18 protein-coding genes are annotated in these 22,760 nt (G+C 42.5%); 11 read left to right on the top strand and 7 right to left on the bottom strand.

What is annotated here, in order from left to right:
- Complete coding sequence (locus AAE02nite_RS07265; RefSeq protein ID WP_170252542.1) at positions 1 to 4,986, bottom strand: LamG-like jellyroll fold domain-containing protein; 4,986 nt, start codon at positions 4,984 to 4,986, stop codon at positions 1 to 3.
- A gap of 1,181 nt (positions 4,987 to 6,167) precedes the next feature.
- On the opposite strand from AAE02nite_RS07265, the gene AAE02nite_RS07260 reads away from it, so the two are divergent.
- Complete coding sequence (locus AAE02nite_RS07260; RefSeq protein WP_146896473.1) at positions 6,168 to 6,524, top strand: hypothetical protein; 357 nt, start codon at positions 6,168 to 6,170, stop codon at positions 6,522 to 6,524.
- 141 nt (positions 6,525 to 6,665) lie between these two features.
- Positions 6,666 to 7,190, top strand: a complete 525-nt coding sequence (locus AAE02nite_RS07255) for a ferritin (RefSeq protein ID WP_146896471.1) — start codon at positions 6,666 to 6,668, stop codon at positions 7,188 to 7,190.
- A gap of 36 nt (positions 7,191 to 7,226) precedes the next feature.
- Here the strand turns inward: AAE02nite_RS07255 and AAE02nite_RS07250 are convergent, their stop codons facing one another.
- Positions 7,227 to 7,526 carry a (2Fe-2S) ferredoxin domain-containing protein gene (locus AAE02nite_RS07250; protein ID WP_146896469.1) on the bottom strand — a complete coding sequence of 100 codons (300 nt, stop codon included), beginning with the start codon at positions 7,524 to 7,526 and terminating at the stop codon, positions 7,227 to 7,229.
- Positions 7,527 to 7,658: 132 nt separating this feature from the next.
- On the bottom strand, positions 7,659 to 8,183 hold the full coding sequence (locus tag AAE02nite_RS07245) for a HEAT-like fold family protein (protein ID WP_146896467.1): 525 nt from the start codon (positions 8,181 to 8,183) through the stop codon (positions 7,659 to 7,661).
- A 341-nt stretch (positions 8,184 to 8,524) separates the two neighbouring features.
- Between AAE02nite_RS07245 and AAE02nite_RS07240 the strand changes: the two genes are divergently transcribed.
- Positions 8,525 to 8,881: a hypothetical protein gene (locus AAE02nite_RS07240; protein ID WP_146896465.1), complete on the top strand. Its 357-nt coding sequence runs from the start codon at positions 8,525 to 8,527 to the stop codon at positions 8,879 to 8,881.
- An 88-nt stretch (positions 8,882 to 8,969) separates the two neighbouring features.
- Here the strand turns inward: AAE02nite_RS07240 and AAE02nite_RS07235 are convergent, their stop codons facing one another.
- Positions 8,970 to 10,376 carry a DUF418 domain-containing protein gene (locus tag AAE02nite_RS07235; protein ID WP_146896463.1) on the bottom strand — a complete coding sequence of 469 codons (1,407 nt, stop codon included), beginning with the start codon at positions 10,374 to 10,376 and terminating at the stop codon, positions 8,970 to 8,972.
- Between the two features lie 169 nt (positions 10,377 to 10,545).
- Here AAE02nite_RS07235 and AAE02nite_RS07230 point away from each other — a divergent pair, with 169 nt between their 5' ends.
- A complete protein-coding gene (locus tag AAE02nite_RS07230; protein WP_146896461.1) occupies positions 10,546 to 12,780 on the top strand; it encodes a S9 family peptidase in 2,235 nt (744 codons plus the stop codon).
- A 159-nt stretch (positions 12,781 to 12,939) separates the two neighbouring features.
- On the top strand, positions 12,940 to 13,695 hold the full coding sequence (locus tag AAE02nite_RS07225) for a ThuA domain-containing protein (protein WP_146896459.1): 756 nt from the start codon (positions 12,940 to 12,942) through the stop codon (positions 13,693 to 13,695).
- A 45-nt stretch (positions 13,696 to 13,740) separates the two neighbouring features.
- On the opposite strand, the gene ctlX is transcribed toward AAE02nite_RS07225, so the two are convergent.
- Both ctlX and AAE02nite_RS07215 read right to left on the bottom strand, forming a co-directional pair.
- Positions 13,741 to 14,670 carry a citrulline utilization hydrolase CtlX gene (gene ctlX, locus AAE02nite_RS07220; RefSeq protein WP_146896457.1) on the bottom strand — a complete coding sequence of 310 codons (930 nt, stop codon included), beginning with the start codon at positions 14,668 to 14,670 and terminating at the stop codon, positions 13,741 to 13,743.
- A gap of 110 nt (positions 14,671 to 14,780) precedes the next feature.
- Positions 14,781 to 16,472: an arginine deiminase family protein gene (locus tag AAE02nite_RS07215; RefSeq protein ID WP_146896455.1), complete on the bottom strand. Its 1,692-nt coding sequence runs from the start codon at positions 16,470 to 16,472 to the stop codon at positions 14,781 to 14,783.
- Between the two features lie 212 nt (positions 16,473 to 16,684).
- Between AAE02nite_RS07215 and AAE02nite_RS07210 the strand changes: the two genes are divergently transcribed.
- A complete protein-coding gene (locus AAE02nite_RS07210) occupies positions 16,685 to 16,960 on the top strand; it encodes a hypothetical protein (protein WP_146896453.1) in 276 nt (91 codons plus the stop codon).
- 61 nt (positions 16,961 to 17,021) lie between these two features.
- Here AAE02nite_RS07210 and AAE02nite_RS07205 read toward each other — a convergent pair whose 3' ends face one another.
- Positions 17,022 to 18,746 (bottom strand): M61 family metallopeptidase, encoded by a 1,725-nt coding sequence (locus AAE02nite_RS07205; RefSeq protein WP_146896451.1) that lies wholly within the window; start codon positions 18,744 to 18,746, stop codon positions 17,022 to 17,024.
- 153 nt (positions 18,747 to 18,899) lie between these two features.
- Between AAE02nite_RS07205 and rpmH the strand changes: the two genes are divergently transcribed.
- The 5 genes from rpmH to AAE02nite_RS07180 all read left to right on the top strand — a co-directional run bounded on the left by rpmH (position 18,900) and on the right by AAE02nite_RS07180 (position 22,539).
- Entirely contained in the window at positions 18,900 to 19,058 is a 159-nt protein-coding gene (rpmH, locus tag AAE02nite_RS07200; protein ID WP_007659000.1) for a 50S ribosomal protein L34, read from the top strand.
- 15 nt (positions 19,059 to 19,073) lie between these two features.
- Complete coding sequence (gene rnpA, locus AAE02nite_RS07195; RefSeq protein WP_246150865.1) at positions 19,074 to 19,505, top strand: ribonuclease P protein component; 432 nt, start codon at positions 19,074 to 19,076, stop codon at positions 19,503 to 19,505.
- A 25-nt stretch (positions 19,506 to 19,530) separates the two neighbouring features.
- On the top strand, positions 19,531 to 21,201 hold the full coding sequence (locus AAE02nite_RS07190; protein WP_146896448.1) for a S41 family peptidase: 1,671 nt from the start codon (positions 19,531 to 19,533) through the stop codon (positions 21,199 to 21,201).
- 126 nt (positions 21,202 to 21,327) lie between these two features.
- Positions 21,328 to 22,014 (top strand): tRNA (adenosine(37)-N6)-threonylcarbamoyltransferase complex dimerization subunit type 1 TsaB, encoded by a 687-nt coding sequence (gene tsaB / locus AAE02nite_RS07185; protein WP_146896446.1) that lies wholly within the window; start codon positions 21,328 to 21,330, stop codon positions 22,012 to 22,014.
- 15 nt (positions 22,015 to 22,029) lie between these two features.
- A complete protein-coding gene (locus tag AAE02nite_RS07180; RefSeq protein WP_146896445.1) occupies positions 22,030 to 22,539 on the top strand; it encodes a DUF2480 family protein in 510 nt (169 codons plus the stop codon).
- The last annotated feature ends 221 nt before the right edge of the window (positions 22,540 to 22,760 follow it).

Genomic DNA, 22,760 nt, shown 5'->3' with positions numbered 1-22,760 from the left:
TTATTTTTTCAGAACGGTTACCACACCTTTTTTAACTAATTGGATGTCTTCCACCTGGATTACATAGAGGAAGGCGCCCTGCAATACCTGGCCGTGCTTGTTTCGGCCATCCCAGCCTTTTTCGGGGTTGGTAGTCTGGAACAAGCGCACGCCGGATTGGTCGAATACTTCGATGGAAACTTTGTTGTAATATTTAAGCTCCGGCACGGCCCATTCGTCGTTTACACCATCGCCGTTAGGTGTAAAGGCATTCACTATTTTAAGCTCGGTGGCTGCTTTGGCGTAAGCCGATTTGGTCAGCTTAAATTCCCGCTCGAACTTATTGTGGTAAGGGTCGGTGGTAATTACCCGGATAGTAAATTGGGTTTGGCCGGATAAGCCGTTGGTTGATTTCAGGTAGATTTTATTTCCTATAATCTGGAACAGGTGGTTATGGGTATCACCTGGTCCGTTTGCCAGGGCGTATACATGCTCCGTATCATCGGCATCGGTGGTGCTAAAGTTACCTATCGCTTCGGTAGCAATAATATTCGGGCTGAAAGACGTAGCGCTTAAGGCCAAACCGGTAGGTACTTTGTTCGGCTGTACTTCTACGGTAATCTCTGCCTGAATATTTTCTAAATTGGTGGTACCAGGCGCCAGTACCAGGTTACCGGTTAATGTATAGACGCCGGCAACCAAGCCATTGTAGTTGCCTGCTAACCAGATAACTCCTATTTCTTCTTTGGTACCGGAAGAGTAGGTTACTTCTACTTTAGCGGGTAAAGCCAACTGCTCGAAAGCTGTGCGAATAGGAGCTTTATAAACAACCGGACGCGTAACGGCTATCACATCTTTTGTGTATTTCATTACCTGGGCCGTTGTGGCTTCGCCTTTGTTACCGGCAGCATCCTGCAGATAAAAGGTTACAGTTAGTTGCCCATCGTTCAGTAGCGTCAGGTCTAGAGCCGGTATGGTAAACCGGGCTTGGGCTACAGTACCGGTACCGGTAATTTGTTCTCCGCCCTTCTCGCTGGTGATGGTATAATAATATTGCGCATCAATTTCTGCATCGTTAACCTGCAGGCTGATTTCCCTTACATTAGCCACCGTTACCCGGTTGGTTAGGATAGCAATGCCATAACCAGTTGGTTGGGTGCCGTCGTAAATTTTAGTAAACACATTGGAGGTCACGTTACCATTGGTAGCCGCATCGGCGGCTACTATTGCGGCCAAAGCTACTTTTACTTCGCCGTCCTGGGTCGGGGTAATCAGCGCAGTGTATACGCTTTCGCTTACCTGTACAAAAGCTGAGGCGGTTGCATTGGTTAACGAGATATCGGTCAGATCGAAATCAGTAACAGCTTCGCTGAAAGTTAAGGTAACCGGAAAGGCAGCATTGACTAAAGCCTGACTGGCAGCCGTAATGTTTATGGTTGGTGCCGTAGTATCAACCGTCCAGGTGTAAGTAGCAGGCGTGACGTCGGTATTGCCGGCCAGGTCGCTTGCTCTAGCGGCTAAGGTGTAAGCGCCATCTGCCAGACCAGTTAAGGTCATGGGAGAAATGGCCGGAGCAAAGGCCGCACCATTCAAACTCATCTGGAAAGTAGCGGGTTCTTCGTTGCTGGAGAAGTTAAAAGTTGCGGTATTTGTGTTAGCAATGGCTACCGGGCCAGATACAATCGTAGTTTCGGGATTCTGCGTATCTACTACTACGGTAAAGGCTGCGCTGGCAGGCCCACTTAAGCCGGAGGTATTGGTGGCCGTGGCGGTAAAAGTGTAAGTGCCATCATTTAAAACCGGCGGATAAGTAAAAATCCAGCGGTCATTTTCGAGAGAGGCTATTCCCAGTTCACCTAAACCGGCTTCAAAAACTTTTACTTCTACATTTTCTTCGGCTGTACCAACTAACGTAATTTTATTAGCGGCTGTAACGCCATCTTTAATGCTAACACCCGAATCGATGGTTATACCCGTAATAACCGGAGGTAGCGCTAACGGACTTACCGTGATGGTAAAGGTTTGGCTAGTGCTGATTTTGCCATCGTTTACCTGTAGCGTTACGGCGTGAATACCTACATCGGTTTTGGTAGGAGCGCCGCTTAAAACACCGGTCTGGGCATTAAAGCTTAACCAGTTTGGTTTTACCGGAGCCGAGAAAGTTAAGGTTTCGTTTGCATCGGCATCGGTAGCCGTAAGGGTATAGGAGTAGGCGGCTGTTTCAAAAACCGAAGTGGCCGGAGAAGTAGACGTAATAACCGGGTTGTCGTTAACGGCATCTACGTTAATAACGAGGTTAAGCGTGCTGGTTAAATTGCCGCCGGCACCGGTTAAACCATTATCGTTTAAGGTAATAATAGCATTATCCTGGCCATTGAAGTTTAAGGCAGGCGCGTATACCAGGCCGTTTTGGCTTAAGGTAGCATTAATTTCTGCTAACGAAGCGTTAACCGTTACGCTTTTAGAATTATTTTGGGTGATTTGGCTGGCCGCTAAACCACTTGCTACATCATCTTTAATTTTAATAATACCATTGCTAACTGTTAAAGTAAAAGTTACCACTCCGTTGCCGGCATCTATATCGGCAGCCTGCAAACCGCTGATAACAGCTTCGGTATCTTCGGCAGTCGTAATGGATGTTAAAGGCGTTGATTCAGTTCCCCAGGTAGCACCATCCTGAATGGTTCCGTTTTTGCCGTTGCTGCTGGCGTCGGTTAAAACCGTGCCGGTGCCTTCGTTAAATTTGTAATAAATTTTTAAACCAGGTTCGTTACCGCCTAATGGTTTGTGCATGTATTCTCTTATCTGGGCTTGTGTGCGGGCAACATCCCAGATTCTAACTTCCCGCATTTTGCCTTTGAAGTAAGAATCCTGGCTAAAATTGCTTTTCCCCAGATAATTCAGGGTGCGGATAATTTCGGCAGGTATTTTTTGGGTGCCGGAGTTGATAGCCTGACCATCTATATACAAGGTGCCGGTACCGGAACCATTATTTACAGCGGCTACGTGTTTCCATACACCAGTCGGGAAAACCTGATTCGTAGCTAAACCGCCGCCTTGGCTGTTATTATAGGTTTCCATCCAGAGATCGTTGTTTCCTCCCCGGAATGCGGCCATTACATTGTTATTTCCCGGACCATTTCCAAATTCGGCGATCCGCGACCAGGTTTGGTGCTGGGTAACAAATACCCAAGCCTCAATGGTATGATCGCCGCCAAACTGCAGGGCCGGCATCGAAACATAGCCACGAGCTCCATCAAAAGAGAGATAGTTGGTGCCGACGGTGCCACTAATAACCGGGGCATCGTTAACGGTACTAATAGTTACCGAAGCGGTACCAGTAGCTGCACTATAAGTCGTAGCGCCTCCATTAACGGTAGTATTCGCTACGTCGTAAGCAGTACCTGTTGTCTGATCCCAAGCCCGGAAGGTAAATGCTGCGGCGCCATAGTAATTGGTAGCCGGTACAAAACGAATTCGGGTGGTGGCGGGTAAAAGTAAAGCCTTAGCAGCAGAGATATTTTCGTGCCGGTCAAAGTTATACCATAGTCCGGATTGAAAGAATTGCCAGGTGCCGTTATCGCCTTCGCGGCTGGTAACGGCTATACCTAAACTATTGGCTTCGGAAGATGAAGCAGCGCCGGAAATTAAATCTGATACTAAAATACCCGGATTGGCGTCGATTGCCAGATCTTCTTCCAGGGTTGATAAGGTTAGGGAGGTGTTTGTTAAAGCAGGCGCTAATTTAAGCGTTAAAGTAGCGGCATCCGAAGTAGCAGCGGGGCTGCAGTAACCGGTAACAACACAGCGGTATTTAGTGCCGTGCATCTCGGAAGACAGACTATTTACATTAAGGGTGGCTGCGTCGGCACCGGCATAAGAGCCACCGTTATTAATGTTCGTAAAGCCGGCTCCCTGATCTAGTTGCCACTGGTAAGTTAAACCCGCCCCATTGGCTGCTACGGTAAAAGAAGTAGTATTGCCCGTGGTAATTTTTATGCTTTGTGGTTGTGCCGTAATAACCGGCGGACCAATAGCTAAATTTGCATCATGAGGTGCGCCATTAATTACCGGGCTGGAGCTTACCACTCTTATTTTGTAGCCGGCACCAGTTGGTAAATTATTAGGTAAAGTAGCGTTAATAGCGCCGGAAAGCATGGTACCGCTTAAAGTGCCAATCGCGACAGGGTTGCCAAAACTACCAGCAGCATCTGATAATTGGGCGGTATAAATATTATCCGAATTAAAGTTTTTACTAACGGCCGCTACAAACGGTATACTCAAGGTTTGATTAGCACAGTAAGCCGTATTGGCCGGGTTAGCCGTCTTAATATAATTTGAAACCCAAACCAGCGCATTGGCCATTAATTTAGCTCCATCAGTAGAAGCATCCCAAAAGTCTGCGCGAACAGCAGAAGAAGGGGGGAAAAAGTTTAAATCTACTCTTCTGGCTCCGGCGGCGCCCACATTTTCTTTAACAACTACTAATGGGCTGCCATTAGACCAGTTAGCTACAACTAATGAACCGGTGGTAAATGTAGTTGAAGTTCCGCGATAGCTGGAACTGCCACCTTTAAAAGTATTTACACCCTGCATTACCGGGTGGTTAGGTACCGGTATGGTACCTAATTGTAATGTTGGACTACTGGTGAAGCTGGTCGGTTGAATAACCCAATAAGGAGCTGTGTTAAATCTGCCCTCCAAACCATGTCCGCCAGTAGCAAAAGTCGACATAACTACGCCGCCGCCAGCATCAGAAAAATCGGCTATTACGTTGCCTAAGGCGTTCGGGTCACTGGGGGTAGCATCCGTCCAGAAAATGGCTGCACTGTAATTATTGAGGAAGCTAAGCGTTGGTGTACCCTGTCTAATGTCAAAATTATCCACCTGGTCGAATAATCCGGTAGCAGCAATTTTGGTCTTTACATCGTTAACCCAGGTAGGGTCATCAGCACCAAGAACAACAATTTTTGGCTTCTGAGCCTGAACCACGGGGGCTGCAAGCATAAAACAAAATAATGCCAAACAGCAACGCAGAAGCTTTTTCAGTTTCTGCCTACTGCCAGCATAACTATTTCCTGATGGTTGTAGCCCAGGAATTGTAGTAAAAATAGGCATAGAGTTTTATTTAAATTGAAGATTTATTGTTTTAAGGTATTTATAAATAAAATAATATTGTTAAAATATTTTTTGTCAAGAGTTCAGTAGTCCCAGTTATATTTTTAGAGATTGGCTGTTTAGGATATTTCGTGGATGGGAAATGGGGTAGATTAATTATTCAGAATCTGTTTTGCTACCCGTCTTAACCTTGTAAGTATGTAAAAATTTATATTAAGTAAATGTGTTTCAATTTAGATAAAATTGATATGTTTATTATATTTAATTGTCAGGGTTATAAATGGCCAAGGATAAATTCATATAAAATATTTGTATGATAAATTATATAAAACAGTGCTTATTAAACTCATTGCAATAATTTAATTTATTGATTTAGTTTTAATTATAATGTTTGTTAGGTATGGATTTATATAATAAAATATTGGTAATACTTTGAAATACAATGGATTGCTTATTATTATTTTATATTTAATTTTTTGTTGTAGCAAATGTATACTAAAAAAATAATACTTGTATAATATTTTAGTAAAAAAAATATTTAGTACATAAATACAATTTAAATTAATATGTATTTCTTGAATTGATTTTAGTATACACTTTGTATATTTATAAAATTAATGGTTTTTAATTTCTTTAAGATGTTATTTGTTGCTGAAAATTCCTGACTATCTATTCAAAAAGTAATATTTATAATTAAGTTATGGCTTGTGGGAGTAGCCATGTTATTAATATATGCATTAATTGTTAAATATTAATATTCTGCTATATTATTATGGATGCGGTAATTAATATCCCCAGCGGTGAGATTTGCATGAGTTAATTTTAAAAAAAACAAGATTATTTAATAATTGTATTTTTGCCCTATGTTGGCATTGTATTTAATATTTTAAATTACAACAGTATAATTGCAGAGTTGTAGGGAGACTAAATAGGTGCAAATGGCTATTCAAACCAGTAGGCGCAAAGAAGTGCAGGAAAACGGAGAATAAAATGGATTTTTATTTGGACTAATTCTAAATAGCTCTTATCTTCGCACCAGATAATTAATACGCATATTTAAATCGCGGTTTGTGGCTAAGACATCCTTTCACCAATTAGAAGAAATATTCCGGACTCCGGCTGGTGTTGTTTATCAGTGCAATCGTAATAATTGTTTTTGGTTAGAGTTTGCCGGCGGTATATCTGCTTTTAAAATTCATGATCTGCTCGAACTAAAGAAAAGAGTGGAGCAGATTAATTTGGAGGAAATGGCTCACAATACTGCGCGGGTAGCCGATGTGGTGATTCTTAATCTTTTCCGAACCGAGCGGTGCTTTGTGCTCACATTAACCGATGTGCTGAACCTGCGCGAATTATTACAGGGCGCCAAAGTAATGCTGGAACTGAACAGCATTCTCCACGATTGCCTGCACGCCATGGCGGTTTAAACTTATTACTACCAGATTAATTTAGACTTAATATGTATTAGGCTGAAATCTAGACCTGCCTAAACCATTTCCGGTTTTTTCAGTTATATTTAGTTAGCGGATAATATAAATATCTGCATTTTGTATTAACTGAAAATTGCCATGAAAGACTTACTTCGCTTAAGAACCTCCTTAACGGAAGAAATAGAAACCCTTTTAAACGAACAAATAAAAGTAGAAGCGCATTCTTCTTCGGTTTACTTAGCTATGTCGGCTTGGTGCAACCAGAACGGGTATGACAATAGTGCCAAATATTTCCAAAAGCAATCCGGTGAGGAAAGAGAGCACATGCTTAAATTATTTGAGTTTGTAAACGATATGGGTGGCCGGGCTATTTCGCCGGAGGTAACTAATATTCCCCACGAGTTTGAATCGTTCCGGGGCGTTTTTGAATCGGCGCTGCAGCAGGAAATTTATGTAACGCAGCAGTTTAACCGCATAGCCGACCGTTGCTTCAAAGCCAAAGATTTTATGACTTTTCAATTTATTCAATGGTTTTTGAAAGAACAGATTGAAGAAGAGTATGTAGCTCGCCGCGCCCTCGAATTATTTGAGGTAATTGGCGAAGAAGGTACCGGTCGTTGGGAAATCGACAAAAATATTCCTAAAATTGAATACGAAGGTTAAAAATTAACTTTTAAAACATTGCAAAATCCTTCAGGTTTACATATCTGAAGGATTTTCTTTTTTAAATGGTTTACCAATGTACTGGTTAAATATCTGCGTGGCCTGGGCTTCGGTAACATCGTGCAGCCAGATATTTTGGGGCTGAATGCTCATAACCGGCGCAAATTTGCAGCGGTCGGTACAATCTGTTTTAATTATTTCTACGGTATCTTTTAACCCCGCTGCTTTGGCCATGCTCCGGAAAAGCTTGCCTATATCTTTACCTCCTCTTTTTTTGCACTTATCGCCGGTGCACACATAAATAACCTGTTGCGGAATATTAAATACTTTACTCATAATCTGGCGGTCCTTTTCAGGGTTCTACGTACCCAACTGGAATTTGCCGCTAATTGACCGGCAAATTCCGGATTTTAATACCTAAATGGCTTGGTAGTTTTAATTAAAGTAACGCCCCGATGCCGACAATATTTAAAGTACGCTGGGAGTTTTCTTTAAAACCAGCAGTAATTTACTTGCCCGTGAAACAAAAGCCGGCGAGGCGTAGGGTAGCTGGTCTTCCAAGAGTAGGCGCAACTCATTTTTGAGATCAGGTTGCGCTTGCGCCAGGTTAGCCAATACGGTCATTGCAAAAACTTTTATGGCTACCGGTTCATTGGTAATCAAATATTCAAAGCAAATATTGGCCAATATTCCCTGCAGTTCTTCGGGAATAGGAATATTTTGCAGCACGCGTACGGTATTTCGCTTTACCGCAGCCAGCTTTGTTTTTTGCAGATTATAAATTAGTTCTGGTAAATACGGCAATAGCAAAGCAGGATGCTGGTCGGCACAATGGGAAAGCACCCAGGCCGCCCGTTGGGTAAGGCGGTAATCTTCTCCCAAAAACAGTTCCATCAGATTCCGGAATCGTCCGGGGTTGTTATTTATATAAGCCGCAATTTTTAAAACCTGGGCTTTAGAATATTCTTTCAGCAATGCTTCTTTTATGTCCATACACGAAGGTATAAGCTCCGAATTAGAATATTAAAATCAACCGGCAAAACTTTCTGTTTCCGCAGTAACCAAATTTATACGCCTTTATATCTTTTTATTTGTGGTGTTATCGTTGTATTTAAAACTGACAGGTAGAACATATAAATAGCAAGTTTATGAAAACTGCAGGATTTCTATTGGTTCTAGTATTTGTATTTCCTTCGTTTTCTTTTGGCCAACCATTGCCTGGAAATCCGGGAATGAGAAATAATCCAATATTACTTCCGGCGAGGGAAGCTTTTATTGTAAATATAGAGCAACCTTTAATCTATATTGGAGCATTAGAAACAAATTACCACTCCTTGATACTGGACCTAAACAACCTGAAAATTTTAGAGACTTACACCGATTCGACTCAACTAGAACAGTTCGGAGAAAAAGGCAGAGCAGGGGTAATAATAGCCGAATTAAAAACCAAAACCCCTTTGTTGCGATTAGAAGAAGTTTTAGGTTATTTTCAAGTACCCGCTTCCAGGCACCATTTAAAGGTTTTAATCGATAAAAAATTTATTAATCGGGAGCTATTTTTAGCCGATGTAAAACAAATAGAGAAAATAGAATACCTGGAGGTTACCCAACAAGATATTCTTTTAAGCCCTTTTTATAAAAATGAATGGGTGCTGGGCGAAAAATATTTAAATATTGTAACCAAAGACTAAATCTTAAAGCTCGAATTTTAACTGTATAATCCTGTCCGGGCAGATTACCTGAGTCTTCTATTTATAATGAAGTTTAATCTCTAAAATTTTAAGCGCCTACAGCAATTAATTTTTCTTCTGGTTGCGGGGGCTCTTTTAACATGGGTTGCCGTTGCCAATAAGATAGGGACCGCCACAACCATTCCAAGGGACCAAAACGAAAATATCGGAGCCATAATGGGCTTACTATTAATTGAAAACCCCATACTGCCGCTACTACATAATATAATTCGTAAAGCGGCAATTTACCAAAAAGGTTAAAGCCAAACCCATAGAAAACCAGGCTACAGATTACGGTTTGTATTACATAATTGGTAAAAGCCATGCGGCCAACGGCTGATAAAGCATTCATTAACCAGGGTAGTAAACGCATTTTATAAATTAGCATTATCAACCCAATATGACCTGTTGCAATTAATAGACGCCGCATTTGGTAAGGATTGATAGGTGATACAGCCAATAGCTTTTCTACGAACAGGAGGGGATTATATTCGTTTTGCTGAATAATATTAACCGGATATATACCTAATACCAGCCCGAGGCTGTAACCGCCCACCAGCATAAGCAAATAATATTTATTCTTTAATCTACCGGATAATATACCAAGGCGAAAGAAGGCCATTCCTACAAACATCATTGCAATAATATCGAGAAAACCAAAATGATAGAAAAAGGTAGTTTGCGATTTCTCACTAAATCCCGCAGCCCGATTAAAGTTGGATGTGTACCCTCCGGCTACTTTAGCCATGTCCTTTTCGGCCTCTTTTTTCAGATTAGCTGGTTCAAATTTCTTTTGCGTTTCTCTGTATTCTTTAATAGCTGCTTCTTGTTCCTCAGTAAGCTTTTTGTGTTGCGCTTGTTGATTTAAAGCCGCAGTAGCAACTTCTTTCTTTTTCAGGAAGGTAGTATCCCGCACGTACACTTTGTAACCAAGTACGGCAAAGCACAAGAACCCCGCCAGCAGTAAATAACCAGGTTTTAAATTCCGGAACGGAAACAAAAACAATCCACAAATGGCATAAGCATATAGTATATCACCAAACCAGAGTAATAAATAAGCATCGGCCATTCCAAAAGCAAATAACCATAACAAGCGGCGGTAATAAATATCGGCAACTGATAAGCGGGAATTTTGCGTTTCTCGGCTAGCCGTAAGTAAAATAACGCTGGCACCAAAAAGCATGGAGAATAGCCCCCGCATAGACCCACTAAAAAAAGCTAATACTACAAACCAAAAAGTTTCATTTAATTTAATATTCCCACTTAATAAAGCAGGATTATTATCTAAAACTTCGGGCAAACCAAATGCAAAAATATTCATGATTAAAATCCCTAGCACAGCTACTCCCCGAATAATATCCATGGAAGAAATCCGATCGTGCAAAGCCGTAGGGTGGGGTGTATCAGGAGTAATAGAAAACTCCTCCTGTAAGGTTGGATGTAGACTTGTTGCCATAGCTGAAAAGAGGAGTTTAGTAGAATGTAACTACTTGAAATTAAGCAGAACATATTAAATTAGCAAGTTTTTATTAGATTTATTTAATAAACAAATTCAATGTGGGAATCTTTGATGGCTGGTTTTTGTAAATAATAGGTACTTTTAAGTATAAAATATCAACCAAAGCATGTACAATAAATCTAAATCGGGCTTGCTGGCCCTGTTGTTTTGTTTTTATACGGTGGCGACCGTTGCCCAGCAGAAAAAAGACATTACCCTCGAAGATATTTACCGCAATTCTACCTTTGCCGCTAAAACGGTAAGCGGCGTTAACTGGATGAGAAACGGCCAGTTTTATACCGCCGAAATTGCCGACGAGAAAAATAAGGTAACTGATGTTGTTAAGTTTGAAGTTACTACCGGCAAACCGGTTGCTACTATTATTGAAGGCGAAGACCTTAAATTAACCGGTTCGGATAAACCTATCGCTTTTGACGCGTATACTTTCAGCTCCGACGAAAAGAAAGTTTTATTCTCCACGGAACGCGAGCAGATCTATCGACGGTCTTCCAAAGCCGAGTTTTTTGTGTATGAGGTAGGCACCAAAAAATTAACCCAACTAAGCAAAGGCGGCAAACAGATGTATGCCAGCTTTTCGCCGGATGGCCGCAAAGTTGCTTTTGCCCGCGATAATAACTTGTTTTATGTGGATCTGGCTACCATGCAGGAAACCCAGGTTACCCAAAATGGGCGTTATAACCAAATTATCAATGGTTTTGCCGATTGGGTTTACGAAGAAGAGTTCAGCTTTGCCCAAGCTTTTTTCTGGTCGCCGGACGGTAATAAAATTGCTTTTTACACTTTTGATGAAAGCCGCGTACCGGAATACAACATGCAAATGTGGGGGGAGCTTTACCCGCAGGATTATCGGTTTAAATATCCGAAAGCCGGCGAAGCCAATTCGGTGGTTTCCATTTCGGTGTATGATTTGCCCGGCAAGAAAACAACCCGCATGGATACCGGCGCCGAAAAAGATATTTACATACCGCGGGTAAAGTGGACCAGCAATGCCAATTTATTATCAATTCAGCGGCTGAACCGCCTGCAGAACACCCTGGAAATATTGCACGCCAATGCTACTACCGGCCAGGCCCAGGTAGTGCTGAAAGAAGTAGATAAGGCTTACGTAGATATTACCGACGACCTGACTTACCTGGATAAGGACAAAGGCTTTATTTTTTCCTCGGAAAAGGACGGCTTTAACCATTTGTATTATTATAACATGCAAGGCAAACTGGTGCGGCAAATTACCAAAGGCAACTGGGAAATCAGTCGGTTTGTTGGTCTCGACGAAAAAAGCAAAACGTTGTACTACATCTCAACGGAAATATCGCCGCTGGACCGCCATTTATACCGCATTAGCCTTACCGGTAAAGGTAAAAAACGACTTACTACTGCGCCTGGCAACCACACCATAAACATGAGCCAGGATTATAAATATTACCTTGATTATGCCGCCGCTGCCAATACGCCCTCAACTGTTAGCCTATTCGGGGCTCCGGCGGGTAAACTTATAAAAGTACTCGAAGATAATGCCGCTCTAAAAAATAAACTTGCCGGCTACCATATATCGGAGCAGGAATTTTTCACTTTTAAAATTGCGGATAATACCACCCTGAATGGCTTCTTAATAAAACCCACTAATTTCGACCCGAATAAAAAATACCCGGTGCTGATGTATGTTTACGGTGGGCCCGGGTCGCAGGAAGTTTTAAATATGATGCCCCGAAATAATTGGTGGTTTCAGTATTTAGCTGGTAAAGGGCTAATCATTGCTTGCATTGATAACCGCGGCACCGGAGGGCGGGGCGCTGCTTTTAAGAAAGTTACCTACGCCAATTTGGGCAAGTACGAAATAGCCGACCAGATAGAAGGAGCTCAATATTTAGGCAAACTGCCGTACGTCGATAAAAGCCGGATTGGCATGTTCGGACATAGTTTTGGTGGCTATATGACGTTGCTAGCCCTTACCAAAGGAAATGGTGTTTTTAAAGCGGGTATTTCGGTAGCCCCGGTTACCAACTGGCGCTTTTACGATACCGTTTATACCGAACGCTACCTCAAAACGCCGCAGGATAACGCCGCCGGCTACGACCAAAACTCTCCTTTGTTTTTTGCCGATAAAATGCAAGGTGAACTGTTGCTCATCCATGGCACCGGCGACGATAATGTGCATTTTCAGAATGCCGTCGCCATGCAGGATGCTTTGATTAGCGCTAATAAGCAATTCGAAAGCTTTTACTATCCTAACCGGTCGCATGGCATCAGCGGCGGCAATACCTTGCTGCACCGCTTTAACATGATGACTGATTTCCTGGAACGGAATCTTATAAACCCTAAAGGCACCAACGGTCAGCAATAAATAAAATATTTATACTGAAAAAGCTCATCCAACCAGATGGGCTTTTTTTAGGCCTTTGTAGAAACGAACGGCTAACTTACGGGCGTGTTACATTTTTAACCAGATTATCGTAAATTACTAGTGCGCAGATACAAAAGGCTTAAACTAAAAATTAAGGTTATGAAAAACAGGGTTCTTGATTTAAGAGAAATATTAATAATTGCCATGCTGTTGATTGGCTGCTCTATGCAACAGGAGGAAGCCAAGGCACAAGTTGATTCAACAAAGCCTGCTATTTTGGTTTTTTACAAAACTGCTGGCTTTTACCATGAATCAATTCCGGAAGGTATCGCGGCTATTCAGAAGCTAGGGAAGGAAAATAATATTGCCGTTGAGGCCACTAAGGATGCTTCGGTGTTTAACGACGATAATCTAAAAAAATACAAGGCCGTAGTATTTCTGAGTACCACCGGGGATGTTCTGAATTTGCAGGAGCAAACGGCTTTTGAACGATATATTAAAAAGGGAGGCGGGTTTGTGGGCATTCATGCGGCCACCGACACCGAATACGATTGGCCCTGGTATAACCAACTGGTGGGCGCTTATTTCGATAGCCATCCGGCCGTACAGAAAGCTACCATTCTGGTGAAAGATAAAAAGCATCCGTCTACGGCCTTTCTGCCAGATAAATGGGAACGGATAGATGAATGGTATAACTTCAAAAGTATTAATCTGAAGGTTAAAGTTTTAGCCACGCTCGACGAAACCAGCTATAAGGGCGGCAAGAACGGGGCTAACCACCCAATAATCTGGTACCACGAATTTGACGGCGGCCGGGCTTTTTATACCGCCGGCGGCCATACCCCGGAAAGTTACCGCGAACCACTTTTTCTGCAGCATCTGTTAGCCGGCATTAAATACGCCATGGGTAAATAAATCCTTCCGGAAAAAAAGGTTTATCTACCGTAGCTATCTAAAGGTTTAAGCTTGTGCTTTCTCGGGCAGGAATATTTCGGCCATCATGCAGCGGGCACTGCCGCCACCCACGTGCTCAATGGTATAAAGTGGTACGGGTATTATTTCGGCGTATTTCTGAATGGCCTGGATTTGGTCGGGGCGGAGTGATTGATAAGCTTGTTCCGAAATAACTAAAAAATGCTGACCTGCCTGGTTACTTACCTCTAGCGCATTGCCGGCGTATTGGCGCAGCTGTTCCGGTGTAATTTCTATGACCTCATGGCCGGTGCGGGTGAGCGTTGTTATCACAAACTGACGATCGGCTTCGTCGTGGATAGCCGCTGCACAAATAATAGCAAACCGGTGGCCAATTGAAAGCATAACATTGGTATGGTACACCAGGCTGCCTTTGTGATCGTAGGCATGAAAAACAATAGGCTGATACCCAAAATGCTGGCAAAATTCTTCGAGTAAATCGGCATCGGTGCGCGGCGAAAGACAGGCATAAACAATCCGGTTGTCGTGGTCCAGAATCATGCTGCCGGTGCCTTCCAGAAATTTATCTTTTTCTTCGTGCTGACTAAAATCAACTACTTTTTTAACCTGGTACTTTTCACGCATGGTATCCAAAATATCCGGGCGACGTTCCAGCCGCCGGCTAGGAGCATGCATGGGGTAAAGTGCAATGGTACCGTTTCGGTGCAGGGTAATCCAGTTGTTCGGGAATATGGCGTCGGGTTTGGCCGGCGCTTCCGTATCGTCTATTACCGTTACATTTATGCCTTTTTCCTGTAAAAGCGCTACAAACTTATCAAATTCGGCAATGGCCTGCTGTCTTATTTCGGCAGCGGTATGGTGCTGCAATTCGTTCTGGAAAGCGTTGGTAGTCGCCGTTTCGGGATTAAAACCAAAAGAAACGGGCCTTACCATTAATATAGAGCTGGTGGTTTGCATGCTGATTTTAGTTACCGGCCGTAATTACCGATTATTAATTCACAATTGGCAATAAGTACGGGATAAATTTAATTTGTTTATCTCAGGAGATGGGATTAAGCCCATAAGGATTAAAAAGTAGGCACATCAAAATTAAAAGGAGCGCGGAGTAAAGGCTGACTCATGCAACGCGAACCGCCCCGGGCCCGGGACAACTCATCGGACGTAAGCTCAATTAACGTGTCTTTTACCGAAGCCGGCGTAGCTTCACCGGACTTAAAGCGCCGCAGCAGTTCGCCGGCAGAAATAACTTCGAAACCTGCTGCCATACCGGTCGACAATTCTTCGCCCCGGCGGCGGAAATGGTTGTAGTAGGCCTGACGGAATTCCTGATTAGTAATGGTGTTGCGGTCGTAGCCAATAACTACGCCTTCGCGCAAAGCCAGTAAATTACAGCCATCGGTCCATTGTTCCCGATCGTCGTCGGGAAAGTTGCCGCTACCGCAGTAAATAATAATTACGTCTTCGGGCGCTACTTTAAATTCTATGATGCTCAACTGCCGCAAGAGGTGTTCTAAGCCTTTGGGTTTCTGGGCAATGGCCGGTAAATTTTGGTTCGCTAAACCTCTGTTCAGAATGGTATAATCTTCGTCGGTTTGCAGTAAATAATTGTGTTCGGGGTGGTAAGGCTTTTGGTATTTATTTTTATAGAACTGGTAAATCTCGGTTTCCTCCAGAAAAGAATCTTCTTTGTGGTGGTATAATTTATCAAGGTAGTCTACCTGTTTCGATTCTTTTAACTCCTGCAGGGCTTCCGAAAATTTCCCGTACATCACCCACATATTTCGTTTAACCTGCGTAAAAACCGTATCGATGTGCATTTGCTCGCGCCGCTGAGGTATTTTTACCACCGTTATCTGCTCAACTTCTGAATCGGATAAGGCAAATATTTTATGAATAAACCCGTTGACGGCGCTGGCCGAAGTACGCTCGCTGCAACCAATGAGGACGTGGCGCGGGCTGATCATCATGACATCGCCACCCTCCAGACTCACTTTGTTTTTTCGCTGGTCATTTTCACTTAATAAAAAATAGCCGCTGTCTTCTATAATTTCTATTACTTGGTTTTGGTCTTTGGCAAAAAAACTATAGTAAGATATAAATTTAATTAGCAGCGATTCGCGTTTACGGGCCTTTTTGCAGGCTTTGCTGAGTAAATATTTATCTCCGATTACGGCACCTATGTCGCGGGTAAAAACCAGGTTAGGTACGGGCGGGAACAAAAATTTATTTAAATCCGGCTGACTTAAATCCTGGGGCAACAAACCAGTAATAAAAGTTTTAGCTAATTGGTTCTGGTCGAGTTGGTGCAGCATTTGTTCGGTTTCGAAGCTGCATTCCTCAATAGCACAAATGGCCGATATAATGCGGTCGCGAATTTGGTTGGGCTGACCGTTGGAATTCTCTTTATTTAATAAAGTGCTTAAAACTTTTTGCACATCCAGCACTTTATCGGAATCGAAGTAATCAGGGTTGCTGGGGTTCAGGCAATCGCTTCCTTCGGGCAGGTGTTTGCAAGCCTCTTCCAGTGCATCAATTCTATTAATTTTTTCAGGATCCAGAAAGTACAGGAGTATTTTTATGTATTCGTCGTATTCTTTTTTCATCGAATTCAGGTGCACAATATCATCGTACATCCAATCCTGAAACTTGGTAGGTATAATTTTGCCAATGCCAATATCGGGCCGGTGAATAAGAATGCGCTTTAAATCACCAATTTCGGTAGTTACATCAATCTGGTTTTGCGCGGCCTGTGCTTCCATACTTGCTGTTGCTGGGGTAAGGTGCAGGAATATTTTTACAAACTACATGCCCGGCTCCAAAAGGTTTTGGGTTAAATCAAAAATAATTGAAATTGGCCTGAAAGAAAAGTCACGCCAGTAAGGCCGCCAGATAAAATATGCATTTTACTAATCCTTCGGGCCGGGGTGCCCGTATAGAAGCAAGTAAATAAACTTTAATAGGAGGATATTTTATGAGCAGTAATAAAAGAGGCGTTGAAGATCATCATATTCCATCATCTGGCAATAAGAATATAGAAAAGGGTGAAGATGGAAAAATAAAAATTCACACTGATGGGCCGACTACGCAAGCCGACGATACCAAAGTTCAGGATGTAAACCGGGCTTTACCGCAAGGTGGTAACCCGGTAGGCCGGGATTCTTCCCAGCATAATTCTGTTTCGGGTGGTAAATCATTGCAAGGAAATAACGCCCGCAGCAATCCACCCAGCGATAAAAACCATAACTAGCATTATTTATTAATATTCAGATAAAACAGAAGAGCCGGTACTAAATACCGGCTCTTCTGTTTTAAAAGCGTTGTTTCAGCCACAAATAAAAATTAGCCTTATCTACTAATTTGGCATCGGGTAATTTTTGAATATAATATTTTTGGAAGTACCGGTTACCATTGGTTTGCAGTTTTACCTCCCGTAGTTGCTTGTTGCGAAAAAAACTTAAGGTTACTTCCTGCTGGTTTTCCAGCAAACCCGAAATATTGCCTTCTATTTTGCGGCCATTCAGGGCAATTAATTCATCGTCCAGGCTAAGACCATTATAGGACGGCGATTCGGGAGCAATGGCGCTTACCGCCAGGTAAGAATTATTGCCAGCAGCGGTTTTGAATCCCCAGAGCGTTTCGGTCAATACCGGGCTTTCTTCTTTAATCAGGGTGCAGCCTACGTAGTGGAGAGCTTTATCTAAATATTGCTGAATAGGAGCGGTGCCGTAAATAATTTCGTTAAAATATTTTTCGGTGCCGGAGCCGGCAACTTCCCGAACTAGGCGCTGGTAATCTGCTTCGGTGTAACCTATGCCTGGCTTGCCGAACTCTTCCCACAGCCGCTGCATTACCGTATCCAGGCTGTAAACATTATTGGTGCTTCGCCGGATTTCCAAATCCAAAATGATGGCCGCTAAAGCGCCTTTGTGGTAAATAGAGACTTTGCGGTCGGGCACGCCGGGTTTATACCCATCGAGCCATAAATCAAAAGAAGAATCGGCTACAGAGTAATTCTGGTGGCCATAATCGCCAAAGTGCTTGCTCAACACCTTGTTCAACTCCTCAAAATAATCATCTACGGTATAAACGCCGGCACGGGCTAATATATAATCGCCGTAATAAGTAGTAATGCCCTCCGCTACAAAACCTGTCCGGAAATAATTTTCCCCGCTGTAATCGTAGGGCAGCATTTCGGCGGGGCGGATTTTTTTAATATTCCAGGTATGGAAAAGCTCGTGTGAACTTACGCCTACAAAATCTTTATAGAGGCTTTTACCCATCAGGAGTTCGCCGGGGCCTAGCGTAATAACGGTAGAGTTGCCGTGTTCTACGCCGTGGTAAAATTTATAAGGTAATATTTGGTTCAGGAAATAATAATCTTTAACCGGGAAATCGCCGAATAACATGATTTGTTCCTGTGTAAAAGCCGAAAAATCCTGAATAATGCGTCCCCAATCCGGTTTACACTCTCCCTGAATCCAGATGTAAAAAGGAATGCCATTCACTTCGTAGCTGGCCAGCTTCAGGTTAGCGCTGGCAATGAGCGGCGAATCTACCAGCTGGTCGTAGTTATCGGCGGTTAAGGTATGGGCATTAAGTTGCTTTAAACCGCAGGCTACCTGCCAGCTTTCCGGAATATTTAATTTTAATTCGGCCGGCTGCTGCTCTTGCCCAACTACTGCCGGCAGGCAATTTACAGGGTTTACGTAAAGCTGGCTTTCGTCTATCCAGGAGCCGCCGGCATCTAGCTGGCGGGCATAGAAATTAAAATATACTGTAATTTCGGTGCTGCCAGCCGGTTGTACTTCCCAGCGGTCTTTAGTAATTTTATTAAAAGTTACCGGGCTGTTATCCTGGTTCAGAATGCGGAACCCCTGAATTTTCTGGGCGAAGTTTTGCAGTTCGTAGCGGCCCGGGCGCCAGGCCGATAATTGCAGGTACAAGGGTGCGTCTGGTTGCGTTACGGTAAAAGTTGTTTTTATTTGCAGGTAAGCACTTAACGGATTGGCGCTGGAAATTTCGTAATAAATCATAGTGGTTAGGGTCTGCTAAAGTTCAAAACTACGTTATAAAGCATTTTCCGGCTACCGTAATTCTAACAAATTAAGAATTATTATTTAATGCCTTTTTGATTTTAAGTAAAACATCCTTAATTTTGCAGGCCATAATAAAAACTTAGGTGTACGATGAAAAGAACATTCCAACCGTCTCAGAGAAAAAGAAGAAATAAGCATGGTTTCCGTTCCAGAATGGAGACAGCCAACGGCAGAAGAGTATTAGCCAGCAGAAGAGCCAAAGGCCGCAAAAAATTAACTGTTTCTGACGAAAGAAGACATAAGGCGTAATCTTTTAAGGTGCTTTTGCTAGCAGCAGAGCATACTAATGGAATGAGCGCTGCACCTAATCGACCGCAAAAAGTTACGATTTCCTATAGTTTTCCGAAAGAAGAACGCTTGTGTAGTAAAAAGCTTATTACAGAGCTTTTCAGCAAGGGTTCTTCTTTTAATTTGTATCCCCTCCGTTTTGTTTTTATAAAAAATGCCCAACCAGTTGCCGCCCCGCCTCAGGTGCTGGTTTCTGTTTCCAAGAAATATTTTAAAAAGGCGGTTGATCGCAACCGGCTGAAGCGCCAGATGCGCGAAGCTTATCGCCTGAGCCGCCACCTACTTCAGGTTAATAATCAATACCCTCTTCAATTATTGGCAATTATTTACATCGGTAAAGAAAAAAGTCCTTTCAATTTAATCCAGAAAAAACTAAATTTAGGTTTAGAACGTTCTGTAATCGAATAGATTCTCCTTCTTATTTTTGCCATATATGATGAAGAAATACCTTGCTGGCTCCGTGGCAACGCTTGCCATTCTGCTTCTCTTTTCTTTTAAAAACGATAGTGGCCGTTTTTTCGAGATTGCCAAAAATCTCGATATTTTTGCTACCCTCTACAAAGAAGTGAATACCTACTACGTAGATGATGTGGCGCCCTCCAAACTCATGAAAACGGGTATTGATGCCATGCTCAAATCGCTGGATCCGTATACCAATTATATTGCCGAAGACGATATTGAAGATTTCCGGACCATGACCACCGGACAATACGGGGGCATTGGCGCCAATATTGGCAAGCGCGACGGTAAAACCATTGTGCAATTGCCTTACGAAGGTTACCCGGCGCAGAAGGCCGGTTTGCTGGCCGGCGACGAAATATTGAAAATTGATGGCGTCAGCATTGCCAAGAAGAGTGCTCTGGAAGTAAATAAATTGCTCCGCGGCCAAGCCAATACCCCTATTAAACTGGAAGTAAAGCGTTTTGGCGTAGAAAAGCCGTTGAACATTGATATTGTCCGGGATAAAATTCAGATTGATAATGTGCCATATTACGGTATGGTTACCAATGATATTGGCTATTTCCAGTTGTCGGGTTTTACCATTGATGCCGGCCGGGAAGTGCGCAATGCCGTTTTAAAATTAAAGGAGTTAGGAGCGAAGAAAATTATTTTCGATTTGCGCGATAATCCCGGTGGCTTGTTGAATGAAGCTGTAAATATTTCTAATTTATTTGTGCCTAAAGGCAAAGATATTGTGAGTACCAAAGGCAAATTAGCCGAACGTAACCGCATGTACAAAGCCATCGACGACCCAATCGATACCGATATTCCCCTGGTGGTTTTAACCAGCAGTACCAGCGCCTCGGCTTCGGAAATTGTATCGGGCGTAATGCAGGATTATGACCGGGCCGTATTGGTAGGAGAGCGGACTTACGGCAAAGGTTTGGTGCAGGAAACCCGTCCGTTATCGTATAATTCGCAGCTTAAAGTAACTACGGCCAAATATTATATCCCAAGCGGCCGCTGCATTCAGTCAATTGATTATGCCCACCGCAACGCCGACGGCAGCGCCGGTAAAATTTCGGATTCGTTGCGGGTGGCTTTTAAAACGGCAACTGGGCGCGTGGTGTTCGATGGTGGCGGTATTAGCCCTGATGTAGAAGTAAAAGAAAAACAATACTCCGATATAACTAAAACCTTATCCAACAAAGGTTACTTTTTTGATTTCGCAACCAAATTCCGCGCTGAAAACCCGACGATTGCCAAAGCCAAAGATTTTAAGCTTTCTGATGCTGAATATCAAAAATTCGTTTCTTTTCTGTCTAATAAAGATATTTCTTACTCAACCAGCGTAGAGCAGGCGGTAGAAGATCTGATTAAGAAATCGAAGGAAGATAAGCACTTTGATGATATTAAGAGCGATATTGAGACGATGAAAAAGCGAATTTATACCAACAAGGCCAATGACCTGGTGCGGTTTAAAGATGAAATCCGGGAAGTGTTGGAACAGGAAATTGCTTCCCGCTACTACTTCCAGAAGGGCATGATCGAATCTACTTTTGATGATGATGAGGATATTCTAGCAGCTATAAATATTCTGAACACGCCCGATAAATATTATGCGTATTTAAAACCCGCCGGTATTAAAAAAGCTAGCAGATAAAAAAAGAGGCCGAATATACCGGCCTCTTTTTTTTATCTACTGATTAGTGTAAAGTAGCAGATTTTATTTACCTAGTAATCGTGCCTATATTTGTTTTGAAAATAATTAAACACTAACAAATATATAATGGCATTTTTGCTGGCGCTCGAAACATCCTCTACGGTTTGTTCCGTCGCTTTATTTAAGAAAGAGCAATTAATAGGCGTTTCGGAACTGCAAATTGAAAAATCGCATTCTTCGCATATTACCGTTTTAATTCAGCAATTACTCCAAAATTGCCAGGTAAGCTTAAGTAATTTATCTGCGGTTGCTATTTCGGGTGGTCCGGGGTCTTATACCGGCCTACGTATTGGGAGCGCCACTGCTAAAGGACTTTGTTTTTCGCTGGATATTCCTTTAATAGAGGTTTCTACGCTGGAGGCAATGGCGGCTATGGCCATAAAGCATACCCCAGACCCGGAAGCATATATTTATTGTCCGATGATTGATGCCCGCCGCATGGAAGTTTATACATATTTAACTCACCATAATCTTCAAGCCATTACCCCCGTCGCGCCGGTAGTTGTGGAAAAAGATTCGTTTAAATCGTATCTACTGGAAAACAAAATAATATTTTGTGGCAGCGGTGCCTCAAAATTTAGAGATTTAATAAAGGGTGAAGTAAATGCTTTGTTCCTGGATAATATTAAACCTACCGCCAGTATAATAGGAGAACTGGCTTTGCCTAAGCTGGCAGAAAATATATTTCAAAATGTAGCGTATTATGAACCGTTTTATTTAAAAGAGGTTTATATAACTAGTAGTGCTAAATAATCAGCAGATTAAATCATGGAAGAATTAATAAACAAAGTAGCCCAAAGCGCTTTGGTGACTTTAAACCTGGAAGAGCTAATTCATCCGGGTGAACGGGTTGTTTATGATATAAAAGATAACCTGTTTATGGGCCTGATACTGAAAGAAAAAGATTTCCGGGCATTTATTAAGGATAATGACTGGTCGGTTTATACCGGTAAAAATGTAGCTATTATTAACTCGGCGGATGCCATTGTGCCAACCTGGGCTTATATGCTTTTGGCAACTAAATTACAGACTTACGCTAACCGCTATGTGTTTGGCAATTTGGAAGCCTTGGAACAAGCCTTGTTCCAGGAATCCTTAGCAAAAATAAATACGGATGATTACCGGGATGCAAAAGTAGTAGTAAAAGGGTGCGGTAATATTCCGATTCCTACTTTTGCCTACGTGGAAGTCATGAAAGTTTTGTTACCGGTCGTAAGCAGCATTATGTACGGGGAGCCTTGTAGTACAGTACCGTTGTACAAAAAGCCAAAAGTTTAGGGCAGAAAAGCTAAAGTTTTTTAACTTATTAAAGCAAATAAGAAGAGCGGTAATATCTTCTGCACTTCTTATTGCTTTAAAAGTTAGAAAACTTTAGCTCATTTAAAAAAACTTCCTCCACGTAAATGCCTCCTAATTGCTTAAGTCAGAATAAGAAACAAGAGGGAAAATATTTTTATGATAGGCAAGACTAGTGTACCACCAAATAATCGGCAAGAAAA

The sequence above is a fragment of the Adhaeribacter aerolatus genome (assembly GCF_007991635.1).
Taxonomy (GTDB): Bacteria; Bacteroidota; Bacteroidia; order Cytophagales; family Hymenobacteraceae; genus Adhaeribacter; species Adhaeribacter aerolatus.
Note: the sequence above shows the minus strand (reverse complement) of the source record. Positions and strands in the feature narration are given on the sequence as shown.